This is a genomic window from Methylosinus sp. LW3 (assembly GCF_000527115.1).
Lineage (GTDB): Bacteria > Pseudomonadota > Alphaproteobacteria > Rhizobiales > Beijerinckiaceae > Methylosinus.
The window spans coordinates 1,532,698-1,549,957 of record NZ_AZUO01000001.1; the positions used below are offsets into that span (position 1 = coordinate 1,532,698).

Here is a 17,260-nt window from a genome sequence, read left to right on the forward strand (position 1 = left end):
CTCGATATGTTTGCGTATCTATTTTTGAAAGGTGCGACTTTGCGCTCGGGATTTGTCATCGGCGGCGTCATTGCGTCGGCGCTGTTCCATTGCATCGCTTTTCTCCACGGTCGATGAGTCATGGCGGAGGAAGAGCCCGGCATCGAATTTTTCGGCCACGGTCTGGGGCCGAGACGCGCGGAGAGCCCGCGCAAGCGATCGCTTCGCGTCGAACGCAAAGGCATAGCGATCTATGGCCACGGCCTCGGACCGCGCCCGGCCCCGCCGCCTCGCCTAGAGGCGCCCGTCGGCGAATCTCTGCATCTGCCGTCAGAGCAAGCGTGGCCGCTCGCCATCGCGCTGATTGCGCTTGGCGCGATCTCGATCGGAATTTTCGCGCTGGCGCAGATCGTCGATCGTCAAATATGCGCGGCCGATCCGCGGCGCGATTGCGAACGCGGAAGCGACCCAGGAGGCGGGAGCGGCGGAGGTGGGGGCGGCAGTTTGTCGGGCTATCACGCCTATTACGGCGGATTCGGCGAAAGCGGCGGCTTTCACGCGGGCGGCTCGTGAGACGGCGTCTCGCGGCGCTTCTATCTTTCGTTCATCCGCTTTGCTAACCTCTTCGCGATTTTTACGAGAGGACCGACCTTGCCTGCAGATCTCGCATCCGGCCTTCTGTCCTTTGCGGCTTATTTTCTCGGGGCCATCGCCTATTGCGCCGCATTCTGCGTCGTCTACACGCGTTTGACCCCGCATTGCGAGTTCGATCTCATCGTCGATGAGCACAACGCCTCTGCGTCCATCGCCTTCGGCGGCAGCCTCATCGGCTTCGCCATCGCGCTCGCCGGCGCGGTGCACAACACGCAGACGGCGCTCGAATTCATCATTTGGGGCTTCGTCGCCTTCGCCACGCAGATCATCGCCTATCTTCTCGCGCGGCTCGCGCATCCGGGCCTTTCGCAGGCGATCGAGCAGAACGCCATAGCCGCGGCGGTGTGGCTCGGCGCCGTTTCCATTTCCGCCGGCGTGCTCAGCGCCGCCTGCATGAGTCCGTGAGAACCATGGCCGAGCCGCCTCGTAAGGAGTTCGGTCGCCGCGGGATGGCGCCGCCCGTCGTCACCCATGCGCCCAAAGGGCTTCCCGGCGGCGCCTCTCCGTCGCCCTTTCGCAAGCGCTCGCTCGCCATCGCCGTAATAGCGGTCGGCTCGCTGTCGATCGGCGCGCTGGCGCTGATGGAGAAGCCGCGGCGCGATTGTCCAGAGGGCGCCGATCCAGAGCGGCAGGATTGCAGCCATTCGAGCAGCCATTCCAGCAGCCATGGCGGCTCGGGCGGACATTCCTATTCCAGCGGCTCGTCGTCTTCCTCCTCGCATTCTTCCTCGGGCGAGAGCGCGTCCGGCCATGCGGGCGGCTCGTCTCTCGGGCATGCGGTGTCATTCAGCGGTTTCGGCGGCTCCGGCGCGGGGCATGGCGGCGGCTCATGAGGCGCGAGCTTTCGCCGCCGCGGCCGGACTTCGCCGAGGAGGCGCGCAAAATTGGATTTCAATACGCGCAGCCCGATGGCGAGCCCTATTGGGACGAGAGCGCGCGCTATGTTTTCTCCCTGCGCGAGATCGAGGACGATCTCGAGAAAGCGACGGCCGATCTCGCCGCGCTCAGCGAGGAGGTCGTCGCGCGCATCGTGCGCGACGAGCAGGCGCTGGAACGTCTGCGCATTCCGCGTCACGCATGGGGTCTCATCGCCGAGAGCCATGCGCGCCGCGATCCTTCGCTCTATGGGCGTTTCGACTTTTCCTATTGCGGGGAAGGGCCGCCGAAGCTGCTCGAATATAACGCCGACACGCCGACGAGCCTGTTCGAATCTTCCGTCGTGCAATGGTTCTGGCTCGAGCAGATGATCGCGCGCGGCCATTTGCCGACAGGCGCGGATCAGTTCAATTCGCTGCATGATCGCCTGATCGCGCGCTGGCGCGAGATCGCCGACGGCGGGGCTGTGCATTTCGCCTGCATGACGCAGAGCGTCGAGGATCGCGGCAATGTCGCCTATCTCTCCGATTGCGCGACGCAGGCCGGCTCCTGGACCGCGCGCATCGACATGCGCGACATCGGCCTCGCGGGCGAGATGTTCGTCGATCGCCTGGGGCGGCGCGTGGAGCGAATGTTCAAGCTCTATCCTTGGGAATGGATGTTCGCCGACGCTTTCGGCAAATCGGCGGCGATGGGCGCGACGCGTTTCGTCGAGCCGCCATGGAAAGCGATCGCGTCGTGCAAGGGATTTCTCGCCTATTTGTGGGAGGCTGCGCCTGGCCATCCCAATCTTCTGCCCTGCTTCTTCGAGGACGATGCGCGCGCTGCGTCTTTGACGCGATATGCGCGCAAGCCGCTCTACTCGCGCGAGGGCGCCAATGTCGCGCTCCACGACGGCGAGACTCTGCTCGCGCGCACGGATGGCGACTATGGCGGCGAAGGCTTCGTGCGTCAGCAATTATGCGCGTTGCCGAGCTTCGGCGGACGTTATCCCGTGCTCGGCTGCTGGCTCGTCGGCGGCGAGCCGGCCGGCATGGGCGTGCGCGAGGATGCGTCATTGGTGACGACGGATCGCTCGCGCTTTTTGCCGCATGCGATCATCGATTGACGCATAATGAGTCGGGGCGTACGCTCTTCCCTGCAAATAAAAAAATAAGGGAGGACGGCCATGCCCGATGTCACCTTCTCCACCCCTCTTCTCCATAAAAATGTGACGGTCTATGCGGTCGCCGGCGACACGCACACGATACTCGCCGTCGCCGAGGCGAATAAGATTCCGATCCCGCATGACTGCAAGGACGGCGAATGCGGCTCCTGCCTCATCGAGGTGACGCCGCTCGACGACAAGACCATGGGCGCGACGCTCACCGAGAAGGAGAAAGCGCAGCTCAAATCCATGGGCAAGATCACAGCGGAGGAGATTTCCCGCGCGGTGGTCGACGACATTCCGCCCAAATATCGGCTCGCCTGCCAATATGTGGTGCGTGACCAGGACATATTGGTGAAATTCACCGGAGAGCCCGGCGGCGCCTGACGCTAGCCTGAGCGCGACGATCCAGAGCCGCAGGCCGGCTCTGGATCAGACGCGCGGGCGCGCCCTCGAGCGGGCGCCGCGCTATATCGATCCTCGGCGATTTTCCCGCCGCGTCCGCCTCATGGCCGTGGCGAAGCCGGCTTCGGCGCGGGCGGCGCCGGGGGAACTGGCCTTGCGTGCTCGCGCATGCTAACAGCGGCCTCCGCGCCCGGAACCTCCGGCGCCCACGCGACAGGAGCGGTCATGTCCGACATTTTCCATGAGGTCGACGAAGACGTCCGCCGGGACAAGGCGGCCAACCTCTGGAAGCGCTATCAGACGCCGGTGTTCGTCGGCGCTTTTCTGGTCGTCGTCGCGACGGGCGTCTATAGCTTCTTCGAGACCAATCGCTTGAAGACGGCCGAGGGCGCCAATGTCCGCTTCGACGCGGCCGCCGCTTTGGCGACCGGCGGCAAGGACGCCGAGGCGGTCGCCGCCTTCGAGGCGCTGGCCAAGGATTCGCCGCGGGGCTACGCCACTCTGGCGCGCATGCGCGCCGCCGAGGGGCTGGCCAAGAGCGACAAAGCCAAGGCTGTCGCCGCCTTCGACGCCATCGCCGAGGACAAGGGCGTCGACAAGCTCACCCAGCAAGTCGCCAAGCTGCGCGCCGGCGTGCTGATGCTCGAGCAGGGCGACCGCCAGAAGATGGTGGACCGGCTCGGCGAGCTCGTCACCGCCAATGGCCCGTTCCGCTACACGGCGCAGGAGCTCATCGGGCTCGACGCGCTGCAAGACAGCGATTTCGACGAGGCCGAGCGCGCTTTCAAGATCATTCTCAACGATCAGGAGGCGCCGCACGCCATGCGCCAGCGCGCCGGCGCCTATAAGGCGCTGCTGGACGCCGCGCGCGGCTCCTCGCCTCCGCCGGCCGCCAAAGAGCCGGCCGCTCCCGCACCCGCTCCCGCCAAGTAAGCGCGAGCTTCACAGGCGACGTCGCCGCGACGTTGGACCAAAGGGCCACAATGTCCTTCACGCTCGCCATCATCGGCCGGCCGAATGTCGGCAAGTCGACCTTATTCAACCGGCTCGTCGGCAAGAAGCTCGCGCTCGTCGACGACCGGCCCGGCGTTACGCGCGACCGCCGCGAGGGCGAGGCGCGCCTCGCCGATCTGCGCTTCACCATTATCGACACGGCCGGCCTCGAGGAAGGCGCCTCCGCCACGCTGGAAGGCCGCATGCGCGCGCAGACCGAGGCGGCGATCGAGACCGCCGACGCCATTCTGTTCATGATCGACGCGCGCGTCGGCGTGACGCCGGACGACAAATATTTCGCCGATCTGGTGCGTCGCGCCGGCAAGCCGGTCATCCTCGCCGCCAATAAATCGGAAGGGCGCAAGGGCGAGGCCGGTGTGGTCGAGGCCTATGAGCTCGGCCTCGGCGATCCCGTGCCGCTCTCCGCCGAGCATGGCGAGGGCCTCGGCGAATTCTACGACGCGCTGCGGGAAGCGCTGCCGGAGGCGACCGCGGTTTGGGAGGAGGATGAAGAGGCGGCGACCGACATCGCCGTCTCGGCCGATGAGGACGGCAGCGAGGTCGATCCGACCAAGCCGCTGCGCATCGCCGTGGTCGGGCGGCCCAATGCCGGCAAATCGACGCTGATCAATCGCCTGCTCGGCGAGGACCGCCTGCTCACCGGGCCGGAGGCGGGCATCACCCGCGACAGCATCTCCGTGCCTTTCCGCTGGCGCGACCGCGATATGAAGCTCTTCGACACCGCCGGCCTGCGCAAGCGCGCCAAGGTCGTCGACAAGCTGGAGAAGCTCGCCGGCGCCGACGCGCTGCGCGCCGTGCGCTTCTCGGAGGTCGTCGTGCTGCTGCTCGACTCGGCCATTCCGTTCGAGAAGCAGGATTTGACCATCGCCGATCTCGCCGCGCGCGAGGGCAGGGCGGTGGTCATGGCGCTCGGCAAATGGGATGCGGTGGACGATCCGGGGACGCGATTCGCCAAGCTGCGCGAGGAGGCCGAGCGCCTGCTGCCGCAGATCAAGGGCGCGCCGGTGGTCGCCGTCTCTGGCGTGACCGGCTATGGGCTCGACAAGCTCATGCACGCCATTCTCGATGCGCATGAAGTCTGGAACCGCCGCATCTCGACGGCGCGGCTCAATCGCTGGCTGGAGAGCGCGATCGACGAGACGCCGCCGCCGGCGGTCTCCGGCCGGCGCATCAAGATCCGCTATATGACGCAGGCCAAGGCGCGGCCGCCGCATTTCATCCTGTTCGGCAATCAGCTCGACGAGCTGCCGGCGAGCTATCTGCGCTTTCTCACCAATGGATTGCGCCGCTCCTTCGATCTGCCGGGCACGCCGATCCGCATCTCCACGCGCTCGGGGGAGAATCCGTTCGACAAGGGGAGGAAGTAGGCGGGCAGCTTCATTCGCCGCGCTTCTTTGTCGCGAGAGGAGACTTCGCCGGCGCCTCGACGATCAGCTCGGTCGTCTGTTCTCTCCTGAATTGCTCGGGTCGCGTGATGGGGGTCAGCGTAGGCCAAAAATCATAGGCGCCCGGCTTGGTCGGATCGGCGGAGCCCCGGTTGCGACGCTCCGAGCGGCCGATCGGCAGCAGGGTGAGCAGCGCGCCGAAAAGGGCGAGCGTCAAATCGAGCTCGCTCAGCAGAATGGCGGAAATGATGCGGGCGTGCCTTCGGAAAAAGCGCATGTTCGGCTCCGTGCTTTCAGCGCCCACTCTCTGAAATGTCCCTTTTGACGAAATGTTTTTCGATGAGCTGCACGATAATGGCCGCGCCGACGGCGAGGGCGGCGTAGTAGTTTTCTTCCGGCGAGCCGGAGAGCAGCGTTGCGCCGACCACGACGGAAAACAGGACATAGCCCGGGTTGCGAATGATAGCGCTGAGGGTGCGTCCGAGTTTTCGATATGGGGGCGCACCATCGATTATCGAAGCTGCCGTTCCGACGTTCTCCGCGCCGCGTGCTGCTTCGATGCGCGCCGCTATGATCTCCACGAGCTTCGCCGTGTCTATGTCGAGGGGCATAGCGGGCAGGAAAATTTCTTGCGGCACTTGGCGATCACATCGGGCGATCCAGTTCAAGAAATCTTTGCGAAGAAGGCATCGCGTCGCGGTAGGCGTCAGTCGCAGCGTCCACCATTCGCGCCCGCCATGCTTTGTCTTGGATATCGTTTCGAAGTCCCGCCAGGGCAGCGGCGCGGCGGACGCCGAGGGATAGACAAGGCCCTCCGCCTCGAGGATCAAGACGGGAGACCGTCTGAACAGCTTCCCCAGCGCCGAAAACGTCGCTGCGCCGCAAAGAAGCGCGCCGATCGCCGCCAGCGTCATGACGACGAGACCGAAACGCCCCGAGAACAGCACGGAGACGCTGGCGATGGTCAATCCAGCGGCGAGCAGAACGCGGCCCCAAAGGTTGCCGCCGCGCAAATATCGCGCTTCGATCCTGCAATGATTTGTCGTCTGCCCCATCGCCGCCTCCGGGACTTGCGATGGAGGCAGACTACAACGATCACTGCTTTCCGGGAACGGAAATCGGTCGCCCGCGCTTCCTCAGCTCGCCCCTTCGAACTGCGCCAGCAGCGCGTCGCGCGCCTCGGCGATGCGGCGGTAATCCTCCGCGCTGCCGCCGGCGTCGGGATGCGCGGTCTTGGCGAGGCGGCGGAAGGCGGATTTGATCTCGGCCGGCTCCAGCGCGCCTTCCAGAGGCAATTCCAGCGTCTCGCGATGCTCCTGATTGTCGTCCTCGTCGAAATTGAACATCTTCTGGAAGGCGGCGCGCTGCTTGCGGCCTTCTAAGCGCAGCTCGACCTGATCCTCCTTCCAGCGTTGGAGCGACATCACGAAGCAGGCGCCGAAGGCGATGCGGCCCTGCGTCTCCAATTCGTCCAGGCTGAACGGCCCCACCACATCATAGGGCGGCGCGAGACAGGCCATGCGGACGCCGTCGACGATCTCCACGCGGCCGATCGTGACCTTGTCGGATACGCCGAGCGAGCCGTTCCAGACGACCCAGTCCAATTGATCCGCCGATGTGTCCGTCACGCAGCCCGCTCTCATGCCGTCGGGCGCCCCGTCGCTTTTGTGCGAAAGGGGCCGCCGCATTCGTACAATCTCACGTTACATGCAGTTTCGAAGCCAATTTTGCGCTGCAGCACGGTTTTGAGGCTCCGTCCCCAGCCAAACGCCCTATTGGCGCTTGGCAAGCGGCAATTTCAAATTATTCTAAACAAGGGCGTTCCGACTGGCCGTCGGGACAGCGGGCGTCCCCATGAGAGTACATCCAAGGAGCTTTAGTCATGGCTACGCTCAAGGGCACCAAGACCGAACAGAATCTGAAGGATGCGTTTGCCGGCGAGTCTCAGGCGAACCGCCGCTATCTCTATTTCGCTCAAAAGGCCGATATCGAAGGCCATAATGACGTCGCGACCGTGTTTCGCTCCACCGCCGAGGGCGAGACGGGCCACGCCCATGGCCATCTCGAATTTCTCGAGGTGGTGGGCGACCCTGCGACTGGTCTGCCGATCGGCAAGACCGAGGACAATCTGAAGGCCGCCGTCGCCGGCGAGACGCATGAATATACGGATATGTATCCGGGCTTCGCGCGCTCCGCCCGCGAGGAGGGCTTCGAGGAGATCGCCGACTGGTTCGAGACGCTGGCCAAGGCCGAGCGCTCGCACGCCGGCCGTTTCCAGAAGGCGCTCGACGAGCTGAAGTAAGCGCGCGACCCGATTTCCGGCTGATCCTTCGCGCGGCCTTCGCCGCCTTCCTTCTCCCCGCTTGCGGGGAGAAGGTGCGGATGAGGGGCCGGGGCGTTTTCCGTCTATGGCTCACGCCCCGAGCCCCTCACCCCGGCCCTCTCCCCGCGCGGAGAGAGGGAGAAAACGCATGAGCCGATCGGAATAATTCGACCAGGGCAAAGCGATGAGAGAAGGCGGGCTCGAGGCGCCCTTCCGGCGTCCATTGGATTGGGAAAATCCAGATTTCTACGACGAGGCGAAGCTCGACGCCGAAATGCGCCGCGTGCTCGATATTTGCCATGGCTGCCGGCGCTGCTTCAATCTCTGCGATTCCTTTCCGCGCCTGTTCGATCTCGTCGACGAGTCGGCGAAAGGCGAAATCGAGACCGTCGCCAGCGTGGATTTCAAAAAGGTCGTGGACGCCTGCACGCTCTGCGACATGTGCTTTCTGACCAAATGCCCCTATGTGCCGCCACATGAGTTCGATCTCGACTTCCCGCATCTGATGCTGCGCTATCGCGCTGTCGAGGCGAAGAAGAATGGCGTCGGTTTCGCGGATCGCCAGCTCGCCGAGACCGACCGCAATGGCGCATTGGCGACGAAGATCGCGCCGCTCGCCAATTGGGCGACCGACTGCTCGCATCATGCCGCGCGCAATGCGCTGGAGAAGGTCGCCGGCCTGCATCACGAGGCTGTGCTGCCGAAATATTCGAAGAAGAGCTTGGAGGCGCTCGCGAAGGAGACGCCGGTCGAGGTGAACAGAGAGGCGCCGGGCTTCGGCCGCAAGGCGGTGATCTACGCCACCTGCTTCGGCGAATATAATGATCCCAGCGTCGGGCTTGCGGCGCGCGCGGTGCTCGCCAAGAATGGCGTCGAGACGGAGATTCTGCACCCGCATTGCTGCGGAATGCCATTGCTCGAGCAGGGGCTCATCGGCGAGGTCGCGGCCTCGGCAAAGCAAGTGGCGGCCGCCTTCGAGCCCTGGATCGACAAAGGCTATGACATTATCGCGCTGGTTCCCTCCTGCGCGCTGATGCTGAAATTCGAATGGCCGCTGATCGTCACCGATGATCCAAAAGTGAAGCGCCTCGCCGCCTCGACCTATGATCTCAGCGAATATGTCGTCGGCATCTCGCGCAAGGAGGGGCTGGCGGAAGGGCTCTCGCCGATCGAGGGCGGCGTCGCCTTTCATGTCTCCTGCCATTCGCGCGCGCAGAATATCGGGCGGAAAGGCGCGGAGCTGCTGGGTCTCGTCCCGCAGGCGGATGTCGCCGTCATCGAGCGCTGCTCGGGCCATGGCGGCGCCTGGGGCTATAAGACGGCGAATTTCGAGACGGCGCTGAAAGTCGGCAAGCCGGTGGCGCGGCAGGCGCAATCGTCGGGCAAAGCCTATATCGTCTCCGAATGTCCGCTCTCCGGCCCGCATATCGTGCAGGGAATGGAGCGGCTGGACGCGGAAGCGAAAAAGCCCGCGCTTCTCGCGCATCCGATCGAGATTCTCGCGCGGGCCTATGGGGTGAAGTGACGGCGTCGCGCCCTTCCGCCGTCATTGCGAGGAGCGAGGCGACGAAGCAATCCAGAGTCGAGGGCGGCTCCTCGATTGCTTCGCTTTGCTCGCAATGACGCCCGAGGCGGCGCGTTCGTCCCGCCATCGAACCGACCGAGAAGAAACTGGAGCGATCCAAAATGGCGCAAAAGCACCACATCACCGTCGCCGATCTTCTTCCGCCGGACGAATACGCCAAGGTCCGCGTCGAGAGCCGCCGCCGTATCGCCGCGCGCAAGCGCAATCGCCGCGTCGAGGTCGGGCCTTTCGTGACCTTTTATTTCGAGGATTTCGAGACGATCTGGCTGCAGATCCAGGAGATGATCCACATCGAAAAGGGGACGCTCGAGCAGGCGCCGAGCGAGATCGCGGCCTATGAGCCGCTGATCCCCAAGGGCCGCGAATTGGTCGCCACCTTCATGATCGAGATCGACGATCCGCTGCGGAGAAAGCGCGTGCTGGACACGCTGGGCGCGATCGAGGAGACCGCCTTCATCGAATTGGGCGGCTCGCGTATCGCCGGCGTCGCTGAAGCCGATCAGGACCGCACCAGGGCGGACGGCAAGGCCTCGGCCGTGCAATTCGTGCATTTCCCCTTCACCGATGCGCAGGCGGCCGCCTTCCGCGAGCCCGGCGCACGCGCGCTGATCGGCTTCACGCATCAGAATTACGGGCATATCGCCGTCATGCCGGAGGCGGTGCGGGCGGAGCTGGCGGGGGATTTCGCGTGAGGGCGTCCGGCTCCCCGAAATCCGCCAAGCGCGCGACGGCGATCGACATCGGCGCGGAGCTGCTCGCATCGGTGCGGGAAATGAAGGCCGGCGCCAGGGCGCGGGTCCACAATCCCGAACTCCCGCCCGAAATCCCGCAATTCGCACGCGCGCGGCTCGCCTCCGGCCTGTCGCAGGCGGCCTTCGCCGCTCTGCTGGGCGTGTCCGTGCGGACCTTGCAGGATTGGGAGCAGGGCCGGCGCAAGCCTTCGGCGGCCGCGGTGACGCTCTACAAGATCGCCGAGCGCCGGCCGGAGGTCTTGCGCGAGCTCGCGGCGTGAGCCGGCACGGAAAGCTGGCCTTATCCGCCGATTGCCCTTAAAGGGCGTGGCGAACCCGCCACTTTCCAGCGAGCCTCAGCCTTGACCAGCCCACAGCCGAGCGACCCCGTCTCGCGGCGGCGCACCTTCGCCATCATCTCCCACCCGGACGCGGGCAAGACCACGCTCACCGAGAAGCTTCTGCTGTTCGGCGGCGCGATTCAGCTCGCCGGCGCGGTGAAGGCCAAGCGCAACGCGCAGCAGACGCGCTCCGACTGGATGAGCATAGAACGCGAGCGCGGCATTTCCGTCGTCACCTCGGTGATGACCTTCGAATATGGCGATTGCGTCTTCAACCTGCTCGACACGCCGGGCCATGAGGACTTTTCGGAAGACACCTATCGCACGCTCTCCGCCGTGGACGCGGCGGTGATGGTAATCGACGCCGCCAAGGGCATAGAGGCGCGCACGCGAAAACTCTTCGAAGTGTGCCGCCTGCGCGATATTCCGATCGTCACCTTCATCAATAAGCTCGATCGCGATGGCCGCGATCCGTTCTCGCTGCTGGACGAGATCGAGAAGACGCTGGCGCTCGACACCGCGCCGGTCACCTGGCCGATCGGCTCGGGCCGCAGCTTCGCCGGCACCTACTGCTTCGCGACCAAATCCGTGCGCAAGATCGACGCCGATACGGAGCCGATGACCGTCTCCGGCCTCGACGATCCGGCGCTGCTCGCATTGCTGCCGGCGCATGAGGCGGACGCCTGGCTGGAAGAGGCCATGCTCGCCGAGGAAGGCTGCAAGAAGTTCGAGCTCGCGGCGTTTCGCGAGGGGCATTTGACGCCGGTCTTCTTCGGCAGCGCGCTGCGCAATTTCGGCGTGCGCGATCTCATCGACGCAATGGCCGAATATGCGCCCTCGCCGCGCGGGCAGGACGCCGACAAGCGCCATGTCGAGGCCAAGGAGCCGAAGATGGCCGGCTTCGTGTTCAAGATTCAGGCGAATATGGACCCGAACCATCGCGACCGCATCGCCTTCATGCGCGTCTGCTCGGGCAAGCTTTCGCGCGGCATGAAGGCGAAGATCGTGCGCACCGGCAAGACCATCTCGCTCAATGCGCCGCAATTCTTCTTCGCGCGCGACCGCTCCATCGCCGATGAAGCCTATGCAGGCGATGTGGTGGGCATTCCCAATCACGGCATATTGCGCATCGGCGACACGCTCACCGAGGGCGAGGAGATTTCCTTTCGCGGCGTGCCGAGCTTCGCGCCGGAAATTCTGCGCCGCATCGCCATCTCGGACGCGATGAAGGCCAAGAAGCTGCGCGAAGCGCTGCGCCAGCTCGCGGAGGAGGGCGTGGTGCAGCTCTTCCTGCCCAATGACGGCTCGGGCGCGCTGGTCGGCGTCGTCGGCGCGCTGCAGCTCGATGTGCTGGCGACGCGGCTCGAGGCCGAATATGGGCTGGAGACGAAATACGAGACCTCGCGCTTCGGGATCTGCCGCTGGATAACCTCGCAGGACCCGATCGCGCTGAAGAGCTTCATCGAATCGCATGGCTCCTCCATGGCGGAGGATATAGACGGCGCGCCCGTGTTCATGTCGTCGAGCGAGTTCCAGCTGCGCTATGACGCGGAGCGGCATTCTTCCATCGTGTTCTCGGATGTGAAGGATTATCAGAAGAACGGGGCGGGGAAGGGGTGACGAGCGTTCTGGCGATTCGCCGGGAAAGGGCTATAATTTCTCTATAGCGAGGAGCGCCATCATGTCCGACGAAGCGCGCATTATTCTCGACCCCGCCGTGCTCGCAGGAAAGCCCGTTGTGCGCGGCACGCGGCTTTCAGTCGAATTCATCATCGGGCTGATGGCCGATGGCTGGAGCGAAGCCGATATTCGACGCAACTATCCCGTTCTCGAGCGGGAGGATATCGTGGCTTGCCTCGGATATGCGCGTGATGCGCTTCGATCGGAAAAATTTTTCCCCAGCGCCGTGTAGATGCGATTTCTCGCTGACGAGAATTTTCCGGGCGACGCAGTGTCGGCCTTGCGAGCCGCCGGTCACGATGTTTCCTCTTTGAGCGAGAGGTCGCCGGGCGCCCGGGACGTGGACGTTCTCGTCATGGCGGAGACGGAGCTACGCATTCTTCTGACCTTCGACAAGGATTTCGGCGAGCTCGCTTGGAGCGCGGGGCTTCCGGCTTCCTGCGGGATAATCCTCTTTCGAATGCCGACGCCGCCCGCCGCCGCAATTGGGGAGGCGCTCCTCGCTCGCATCGAAGAACGCAGCGACTGGGCGGGCCATTTCTCGGTCATCGAGACCGGCCGCGTGCGAATGCGCTCGTTGCGCCCGGCCTGACGAGGCTCGCCGCGGCGAAGCGAGACAATTCTTTCGCCTTCGCCTATGCTGCCCGATCGCAAGAGCAAAGGAGAACCGACCCATGTCCGAGGCGTCGTCCGGCCTCAATCTCGATCCGATCGGCGAGGATTTCATCCTGAGCCGGAAAGGCGACGATGGCGTGACGGCTAGAATCGTCCTCACCGCCGCCGATATTCTCGAGCTGACCCGCTCCGCCCTCGCGCTGCGCGAGAAGGGCCTCGCCCAGCGGCAGCCGGCCAGCGGCGAGGTCGAGGCGGTGCTGGCGACGCCGGTCGAGTCGATCGCCGTGCATCGGGAGATGATCGGCGACAATCTGCTGCTCACGCTCGTCTCGCCGGATGGCAATCGGCTCGCCTTCGCTCTTCCCTCGGCGGTCGCGGGCGATCTCGTGGAGCGGCTGGTGGGCGTTCTCGAGACGCGAGGGGCCGCGCCGGCCCGGCAGTGAGCCTCTCGCCCTCAGGGCGAGACGCGATATTCCTCGGTGAGGTCGCCGCGGATCAGCGTGACGATCTTCTCCGTTCCCGAGCGGACCCAGCGCGCGTGACAGATCTTCGGCCCGCACAGCACCTCTGGAAAGCGATAGAGCGGCTTGCCGGAGGGGAGCTTGAGGCCGAAGCCGGCGTCCGGCCTCCAGCCCTGCGAGGCGAGCTGGTCGCGAAACTCCCGATAGATCGGCAATTGCGAGAAATCGGCGTCCTGCGCGACCGCCGCTCCCGACAGGAAAACGAAGAGCGAGCCGGCGCAGGCGAGCATCGCGCGCCGACCGGAGCTGGAGGAATTCATCTTGTCGAGCCCCCTCTGCGGCGCGGGCGAACGAGCCGGCGCCGCGGGCTTCATCGCATGATCGCGCGGCTCTGAAAAGTTCGACGCGACTTTCGGAACCGAATGCGAGACCCGCAACGAAAACGGCCCCACTCGCGCGGGGCCGTTTCCTTGGCGGTCGCGTCGCTCAGCGCTCGGCGGCTTCCAGCGCCCGCGCGAGGCTGTGGACCTCCGCATCGCGCGAGGCGAGCGGGGCGAGATGGTAGCGCTCCTCGATCAGCTTCAGGATCGAGGTCGTGTCGTAATTCGCATGATCCACCCCGGAGCGATCGAAGCGCTTGGAGATCAGCAGCGCCGGAATGCGCGTGCCGGGACCCCAGCGATCATGCGCGCCGCCGCCGGCGTGATGGTCGTGGCCGTGATGATGCTCTCTTTCGGCCACATGCTCGCTCTGATAGGGCGGCGGCGGCACATGGTCCCAGGAGCCGCCGAACTCGTCATAGGTGACGATGATGAGCGTCTCGCGCCCGTCCGGGCCGTTGACGATGGAGGCGATCAGATCGACGAGATGCGAGCTGCCATCCGCCTCGCTGGCGTAGCCGGGATGCTCGTTCTCCGCGCCGATCAGCTTCACGAAGCTGACGGGCTTGAGCCGGCCGGTCTTGGCGAGCTGGACGAACTCCGCCTCGTCGCGCAGATGATCGCGGCGCGCCGCCGCGCCCGGCGCATAGGCCTTGAAATAGTTGAACGGCTGATGGTGGAACTGGAACAGCTTGTCCGGGCAGTTCGGAAAGGTCGCCGTCGCCATCGCGTTCGGATCGGCGCAGCTGGTCCCGTTTCCATTGGTCCAGCCGGGCGCGCCGATGTCGCCATTGGCGTTGGACCAGCCGCCCGAATACCAGGCCCAGTCGATCCCGCGCGCGGAAAGACGGTCGCCGATCGTCGCATTTTCCAGCGGCGGCAGGCGCTTCGCATCCGCCGTTCCGGGCGCGTAGGGCTGATAGTAAGGCTGGATCGTATTGATCGCGAAATCGCCACAGGCGACATTCTCCGGCGTCGCCGGACGTCCCGAGGGCGGATTGCAGGAGGCGGTCAGCTGCGCGTCCTTGGCGGAGGAGCCGAGCAGATTCGTATAGAGCGTGGTGCTCGCCGCCATGCCATTGGCGTCAACCACGGAATGGAGGTCGTTCGCGCTCGCGTCATTGAGCGCATTGGCGAACACCGGCGTCGCCGCGGCGACGAGCCATTGGTGATTGAGGAAGGAGCCGCCGAAGGCCGATTGGAAGAAATGATCGGCGATGACGTAATGCGGCGCGCCATGCTTGTGGAGCGCGGCATAGATCGGCAGCTTGGTGGTGTCGTAATAGCCCATGGAGAGGCCGGCGGCGTCGCTGCCCGTCACATAGCGATTCTGCTTGCCGCCATTGATCTGGAACTGCTCGCTGTAATAGCGATGCACGAGATCGCGCGTGCAGCCGCCCGTGAGGGCGCCGGCGGCATTCTTCAGCACGCCGTTCGCAGCGGAGACGCCCGGCGCGGGACAGGTCTTGTCGGCCGCGGCGATATAATTGTCGATCTCGAAGGGCTTGTTCTGGAAGGCGCTGACGAAGGTGGTCGCGCCGGTCGCATCCGTGCAGCTCGTCGCCAGCGGCGACGGCGAGGCGAGATTCACATCGTTCTGCAGCAGGCAGGAATAGGCGGTGGTCCCATCGGCGCGGACCTGCTTGGTGTGCGCCGGATCGGCGAAGGGTAGGCCCTGCACTGGCTCGCCATTCACCGCGCCCCACAGGCCGAACAAATTGTCGAAGCTGTGATTTTCCTGGTAGATGACGACAATATGGTGAAATTCGCGCAGAGATTCTGAGCTGGCGGGAGTAGCCGACGCCGCGCAGGCGAGGGCCGCGAGGCCGCCGATCGAATGCTTCAGGAACATTTTGTAGCCCCCTAATATTGGCGGGGCGGACGCTAGCGAGGCAACATATCCGGTCGATGACAGTCGCGGCGCCGCTTCGATCGCCCGCGACGCGCCGGAAACGGGAGTGAATTGGCCGGCGCCGCGACAAACTCCGTCCCCGCGTCGGTTGCGCCTCTTTTCGTCCCTGCGAGAGCGTGATAAGCGAACCCTCACACCGATGCGCGAGCGCGCATTCTGCGGCCGGATTTCGATCGGCCGAAAGAGTTTTGCGCTGAAAACGGGAGCTCGAGGCCGTTTCGGGATCGCCGTTTCCGGCGACCCCGAGCGAAACCTCGCTTCCCGCGAACGGCTCCGCCCGAAGGCGCGGGCGAGCCGGGAGCCGCCGTCACTTGCCGCGCCTTGTCTCGATAGAGGATGCTAAATGAGCCAATCCGCTTTCTTCACTGCCTCGCTCGCCGATTCGGATCCTGATCTCGCCAAGGCCATCGGCCTCGAGCTCGGCCGTCAGCGCGACGAGATCGAGCTCATCGCCTCCGAGAACATCGTGTCCAAGGCGGTTCTGGAAGCGCAGGGCTCCGTCCTCACCAACAAATATGCCGAAGGCTATCCGGGCAAGCGCTATTACGGCGGCTGCCAGTTCGTCGACATCGCCGAGAATCTGGCGATCGAGCGCGCCAAGCAGCTGTTCGGCTGCGGATTCGCCAATGTGCAGCCCAATTCCGGCAGCCAGGCCAATCAGTCGGTCTTCCTCGCTCTGGCGACGCCGGGCGACACGTTCATGGGCCTCGATCTCGCCGCGGGCGGCCATCTGACCCATGGCTCGCCGGTCAATCTCTCCGGCAAATGGTTCAAGCCAGTTCCCTATACGGTGCGCAAAGACGATCAGCGCATCGACATGGAGCAGGTCGCCGCGCTCGCCGCCGAGCACAAGCCGAAGATCATCATCGCGGGCGGCTCCGGCTATTCGCGCATTTGGGACTTCGAGGCCTTCCGCAAGATCGCGGATAGCGTCGGCGCCTATTTCATGGTCGATATGGCGCATTTTGCCGGTCTGGTGGCGGCGGGCCTGCATCCGTCGCCCTTCCCGCACGCCCATATCGTCACCACCACCACGCATAAGACGCTGCGCGGCCCGCGCGGCGGCATGGTGCTGACCAATGACGAGGACATCGCCAAGAAGATCAATTCGGCGGTCTTCCCGGGCCTGCAGGGCGGCCCGCTGATGCATGTCATCGCCGGCAAGGCGGCCGCCTTCGGCGAGGCGCTGAAGCCCGAGTTCAAGGCCTATCAGCAGCAGGTCAAGGACAACGCCCAGACGCTGGCCCAGACGCTGGTCGACGCCGGCCTCGCCATCGTCTCCGGCGGCACCGACAATCATCTGATGCTGGTCGATCTGCGTCCGAAGAAGCTGACCGGCAAAGCCGCGGAAGCCGCGCTCGGCCGCTCGCACATCACCTGCAACAAGAACGGCATCCCCTTCGATCCGGAGAAGCCCTTCGTCACCTCTGGCATCCGTCTCGGCTCGCCGGCCGCCACTTCGCGCGGCTTCGGCACGGCGGAGTTCAAGCTCGTCGGCGGCTATATCGTCGAGGTGCTGGACGGCCTCGCCGCCAAGGGCGAGGCGGATAACGCCGCGACCGAAGCCGCGGTGAAGGAGAAGGTCCACGCGCTGACGGCGAAGTTCCCGATCTATTGATCGGGTTATCGCAGGGCGCCTTCCGTCCCTTCTCCCCGCTCGCGGGGAGAAGGTGAGGATGAGGGGCCGGGGGCTTTTCCCGCTGGGGAACTACGCCCCGAGTCCCTCTTCCCACGACGGGGAGAGGGAGCAGCATCGGCGGTAAGGTGAGTCC

The 17,260-nt window shown here is 65.0% G+C and carries 21 protein-coding genes; 16 read left to right on the top strand and 5 right to left on the bottom strand.

What is annotated here, in order from left to right; all coding sequences use genetic code 11:
- The first annotated feature begins 120 nt into the window (after nt 1–120).
- The 7 genes from METLW3_RS0107660 to der all read left to right on the top strand — a co-directional run bounded on the left by METLW3_RS0107660 (nt 121) and on the right by der (nt 5,442).
- Entirely contained in the window at nt 121–552 is a 432-nt protein-coding gene (locus METLW3_RS0107660) for a hypothetical protein (protein ID WP_024879371.1), read from the top strand.
- A 78-nt stretch (nt 553–630) separates the two neighbouring features.
- Nucleotides 631–1,038, top strand: a complete 408-nt coding sequence (locus METLW3_RS0107665; RefSeq protein WP_024879372.1) for a DUF350 domain-containing protein — start codon at nt 631–633, stop codon at nt 1,036–1,038.
- A gap of 5 nt (nt 1,039–1,043) precedes the next feature.
- Complete coding sequence (locus METLW3_RS25320) at nt 1,044–1,466, top strand: hypothetical protein (RefSeq protein ID WP_157096253.1); 423 nt, start codon at nt 1,044–1,046, stop codon at nt 1,464–1,466.
- Nucleotides 1,463–2,617 carry a glutathionylspermidine synthase family protein gene (locus tag METLW3_RS0107675; protein WP_024879374.1) on the top strand — a complete coding sequence of 385 codons (1,155 nt, stop codon included), beginning with the start codon at nt 1,463–1,465 and terminating at the stop codon, nt 2,615–2,617. The genes METLW3_RS25320 and METLW3_RS0107675 overlap by 4 nt, the downstream gene beginning before the upstream one ends.
- A 60-nt stretch (nt 2,618–2,677) precedes the next feature.
- On the top strand, nt 2,678–3,043 hold the full coding sequence (locus METLW3_RS0107680; protein ID WP_024879375.1) for a 2Fe-2S iron-sulfur cluster-binding protein: 366 nt from the start codon (nt 2,678–2,680) through the stop codon (nt 3,041–3,043).
- A 243-nt stretch (nt 3,044–3,286) separates the two neighbouring features.
- The gene (locus tag METLW3_RS0107685; protein ID WP_024879376.1) at nt 3,287–3,994 is read left to right on the top strand and encodes a tetratricopeptide repeat protein; all 708 of its coding nucleotides are present in this window, start codon (nt 3,287–3,289) and stop codon (nt 3,992–3,994) included.
- Between the two features lie 50 nt (nt 3,995–4,044).
- Nucleotides 4,045–5,442 (top strand): ribosome biogenesis GTPase Der, encoded by a 1,398-nt coding sequence (der, locus tag METLW3_RS0107690; RefSeq protein WP_024879377.1) that lies wholly within the window; start codon nt 4,045–4,047, stop codon nt 5,440–5,442.
- A 10-nt stretch (nt 5,443–5,452) separates the two neighbouring features.
- Here the strand turns inward: der and METLW3_RS0107695 are convergent, their stop codons facing one another.
- The 3 genes from METLW3_RS0107695 to METLW3_RS0107705 form a co-directional block, all read right to left on the bottom strand.
- Nucleotides 5,453–5,737, bottom strand: a complete 285-nt coding sequence (locus METLW3_RS0107695; protein WP_157096252.1) for a hypothetical protein — start codon at nt 5,735–5,737, stop codon at nt 5,453–5,455.
- 16 nt (nt 5,738–5,753) lie between these two features.
- A complete protein-coding gene (locus METLW3_RS0107700) occupies nt 5,754–6,374 on the bottom strand; it encodes a hypothetical protein (RefSeq protein WP_157096251.1) in 621 nt (206 codons plus the stop codon).
- A gap of 222 nt (nt 6,375–6,596) precedes the next feature.
- On the bottom strand, nt 6,597–7,103 hold the full coding sequence (locus METLW3_RS0107705; RefSeq protein ID WP_024879380.1) for a molecular chaperone DnaJ: 507 nt from the start codon (nt 7,101–7,103) through the stop codon (nt 6,597–6,599).
- A gap of 239 nt (nt 7,104–7,342) precedes the next feature.
- Here METLW3_RS0107705 and METLW3_RS0107710 point away from each other — a divergent pair, with 239 nt between their 5' ends.
- The 8 genes from METLW3_RS0107710 to METLW3_RS0107745 all read left to right on the top strand — a co-directional run bounded on the left by METLW3_RS0107710 (nt 7,343) and on the right by METLW3_RS0107745 (nt 13,178).
- Nucleotides 7,343–7,762, top strand: a complete 420-nt coding sequence (locus tag METLW3_RS0107710) for a rubrerythrin family protein (RefSeq protein ID WP_018264950.1) — start codon at nt 7,343–7,345, stop codon at nt 7,760–7,762.
- A gap of 205 nt (nt 7,763–7,967) precedes the next feature.
- Entirely contained in the window at nt 7,968–9,308 is a 1,341-nt protein-coding gene (locus METLW3_RS0107715; protein ID WP_024879381.1) for a heterodisulfide reductase-related iron-sulfur binding cluster, read from the top strand.
- 161 nt (nt 9,309–9,469) lie between these two features.
- The gene (locus METLW3_RS0107720; protein WP_024879382.1) at nt 9,470–10,060 is read left to right on the top strand and encodes a DUF3501 family protein; all 591 of its coding nucleotides are present in this window, start codon (nt 9,470–9,472) and stop codon (nt 10,058–10,060) included.
- Nucleotides 10,057–10,380, top strand: coding sequence for a helix-turn-helix domain-containing protein (locus tag METLW3_RS0107725; protein WP_024879383.1), 324 nt, complete (start codon nt 10,057–10,059; stop codon nt 10,378–10,380). Before METLW3_RS0107720 ends, METLW3_RS0107725 begins: the two co-directional genes overlap by 4 nt.
- An 81-nt stretch (nt 10,381–10,461) precedes the next feature.
- The gene (locus METLW3_RS0107730; protein WP_024879384.1) at nt 10,462–12,060 is read left to right on the top strand and encodes a peptide chain release factor 3; all 1,599 of its coding nucleotides are present in this window, start codon (nt 10,462–10,464) and stop codon (nt 12,058–12,060) included.
- A gap of 61 nt (nt 12,061–12,121) precedes the next feature.
- Nucleotides 12,122–12,352, top strand: coding sequence for a DUF433 domain-containing protein (locus tag METLW3_RS0107735; RefSeq protein ID WP_024879385.1), 231 nt, complete (start codon nt 12,122–12,124; stop codon nt 12,350–12,352).
- The gene (locus METLW3_RS0107740; RefSeq protein ID WP_024879386.1) at nt 12,353–12,712 is read left to right on the top strand and encodes a DUF5615 family PIN-like protein; all 360 of its coding nucleotides are present in this window, start codon (nt 12,353–12,355) and stop codon (nt 12,710–12,712) included.
- Nucleotides 12,713–12,794: 82 nt separating this feature from the next.
- Nucleotides 12,795–13,178 carry a hypothetical protein gene (locus tag METLW3_RS0107745; RefSeq protein ID WP_024879387.1) on the top strand — a complete coding sequence of 128 codons (384 nt, stop codon included), beginning with the start codon at nt 12,795–12,797 and terminating at the stop codon, nt 13,176–13,178.
- Between the two features lie 11 nt (nt 13,179–13,189).
- Here the strand turns inward: METLW3_RS0107745 and METLW3_RS0107750 are convergent, their stop codons facing one another.
- Entirely contained in the window at nt 13,190–13,516 is a 327-nt protein-coding gene (locus METLW3_RS0107750; protein WP_245267250.1) for a hypothetical protein, read from the bottom strand.
- A gap of 166 nt (nt 13,517–13,682) precedes the next feature.
- On the bottom strand, nt 13,683–15,428 hold the full coding sequence (locus METLW3_RS0107755) for an alkaline phosphatase family protein (protein WP_024879389.1): 1,746 nt from the start codon (nt 15,426–15,428) through the stop codon (nt 13,683–13,685).
- 403 nt (nt 15,429–15,831) lie between these two features.
- Between METLW3_RS0107755 and glyA the strand changes: the two genes are divergently transcribed.
- A complete protein-coding gene (gene glyA / locus METLW3_RS0107760; protein WP_024879390.1) occupies nt 15,832–17,106 on the top strand; it encodes a serine hydroxymethyltransferase in 1,275 nt (424 codons plus the stop codon).
- Nucleotides 17,107–17,260: the final 154 nt, after the last annotated feature.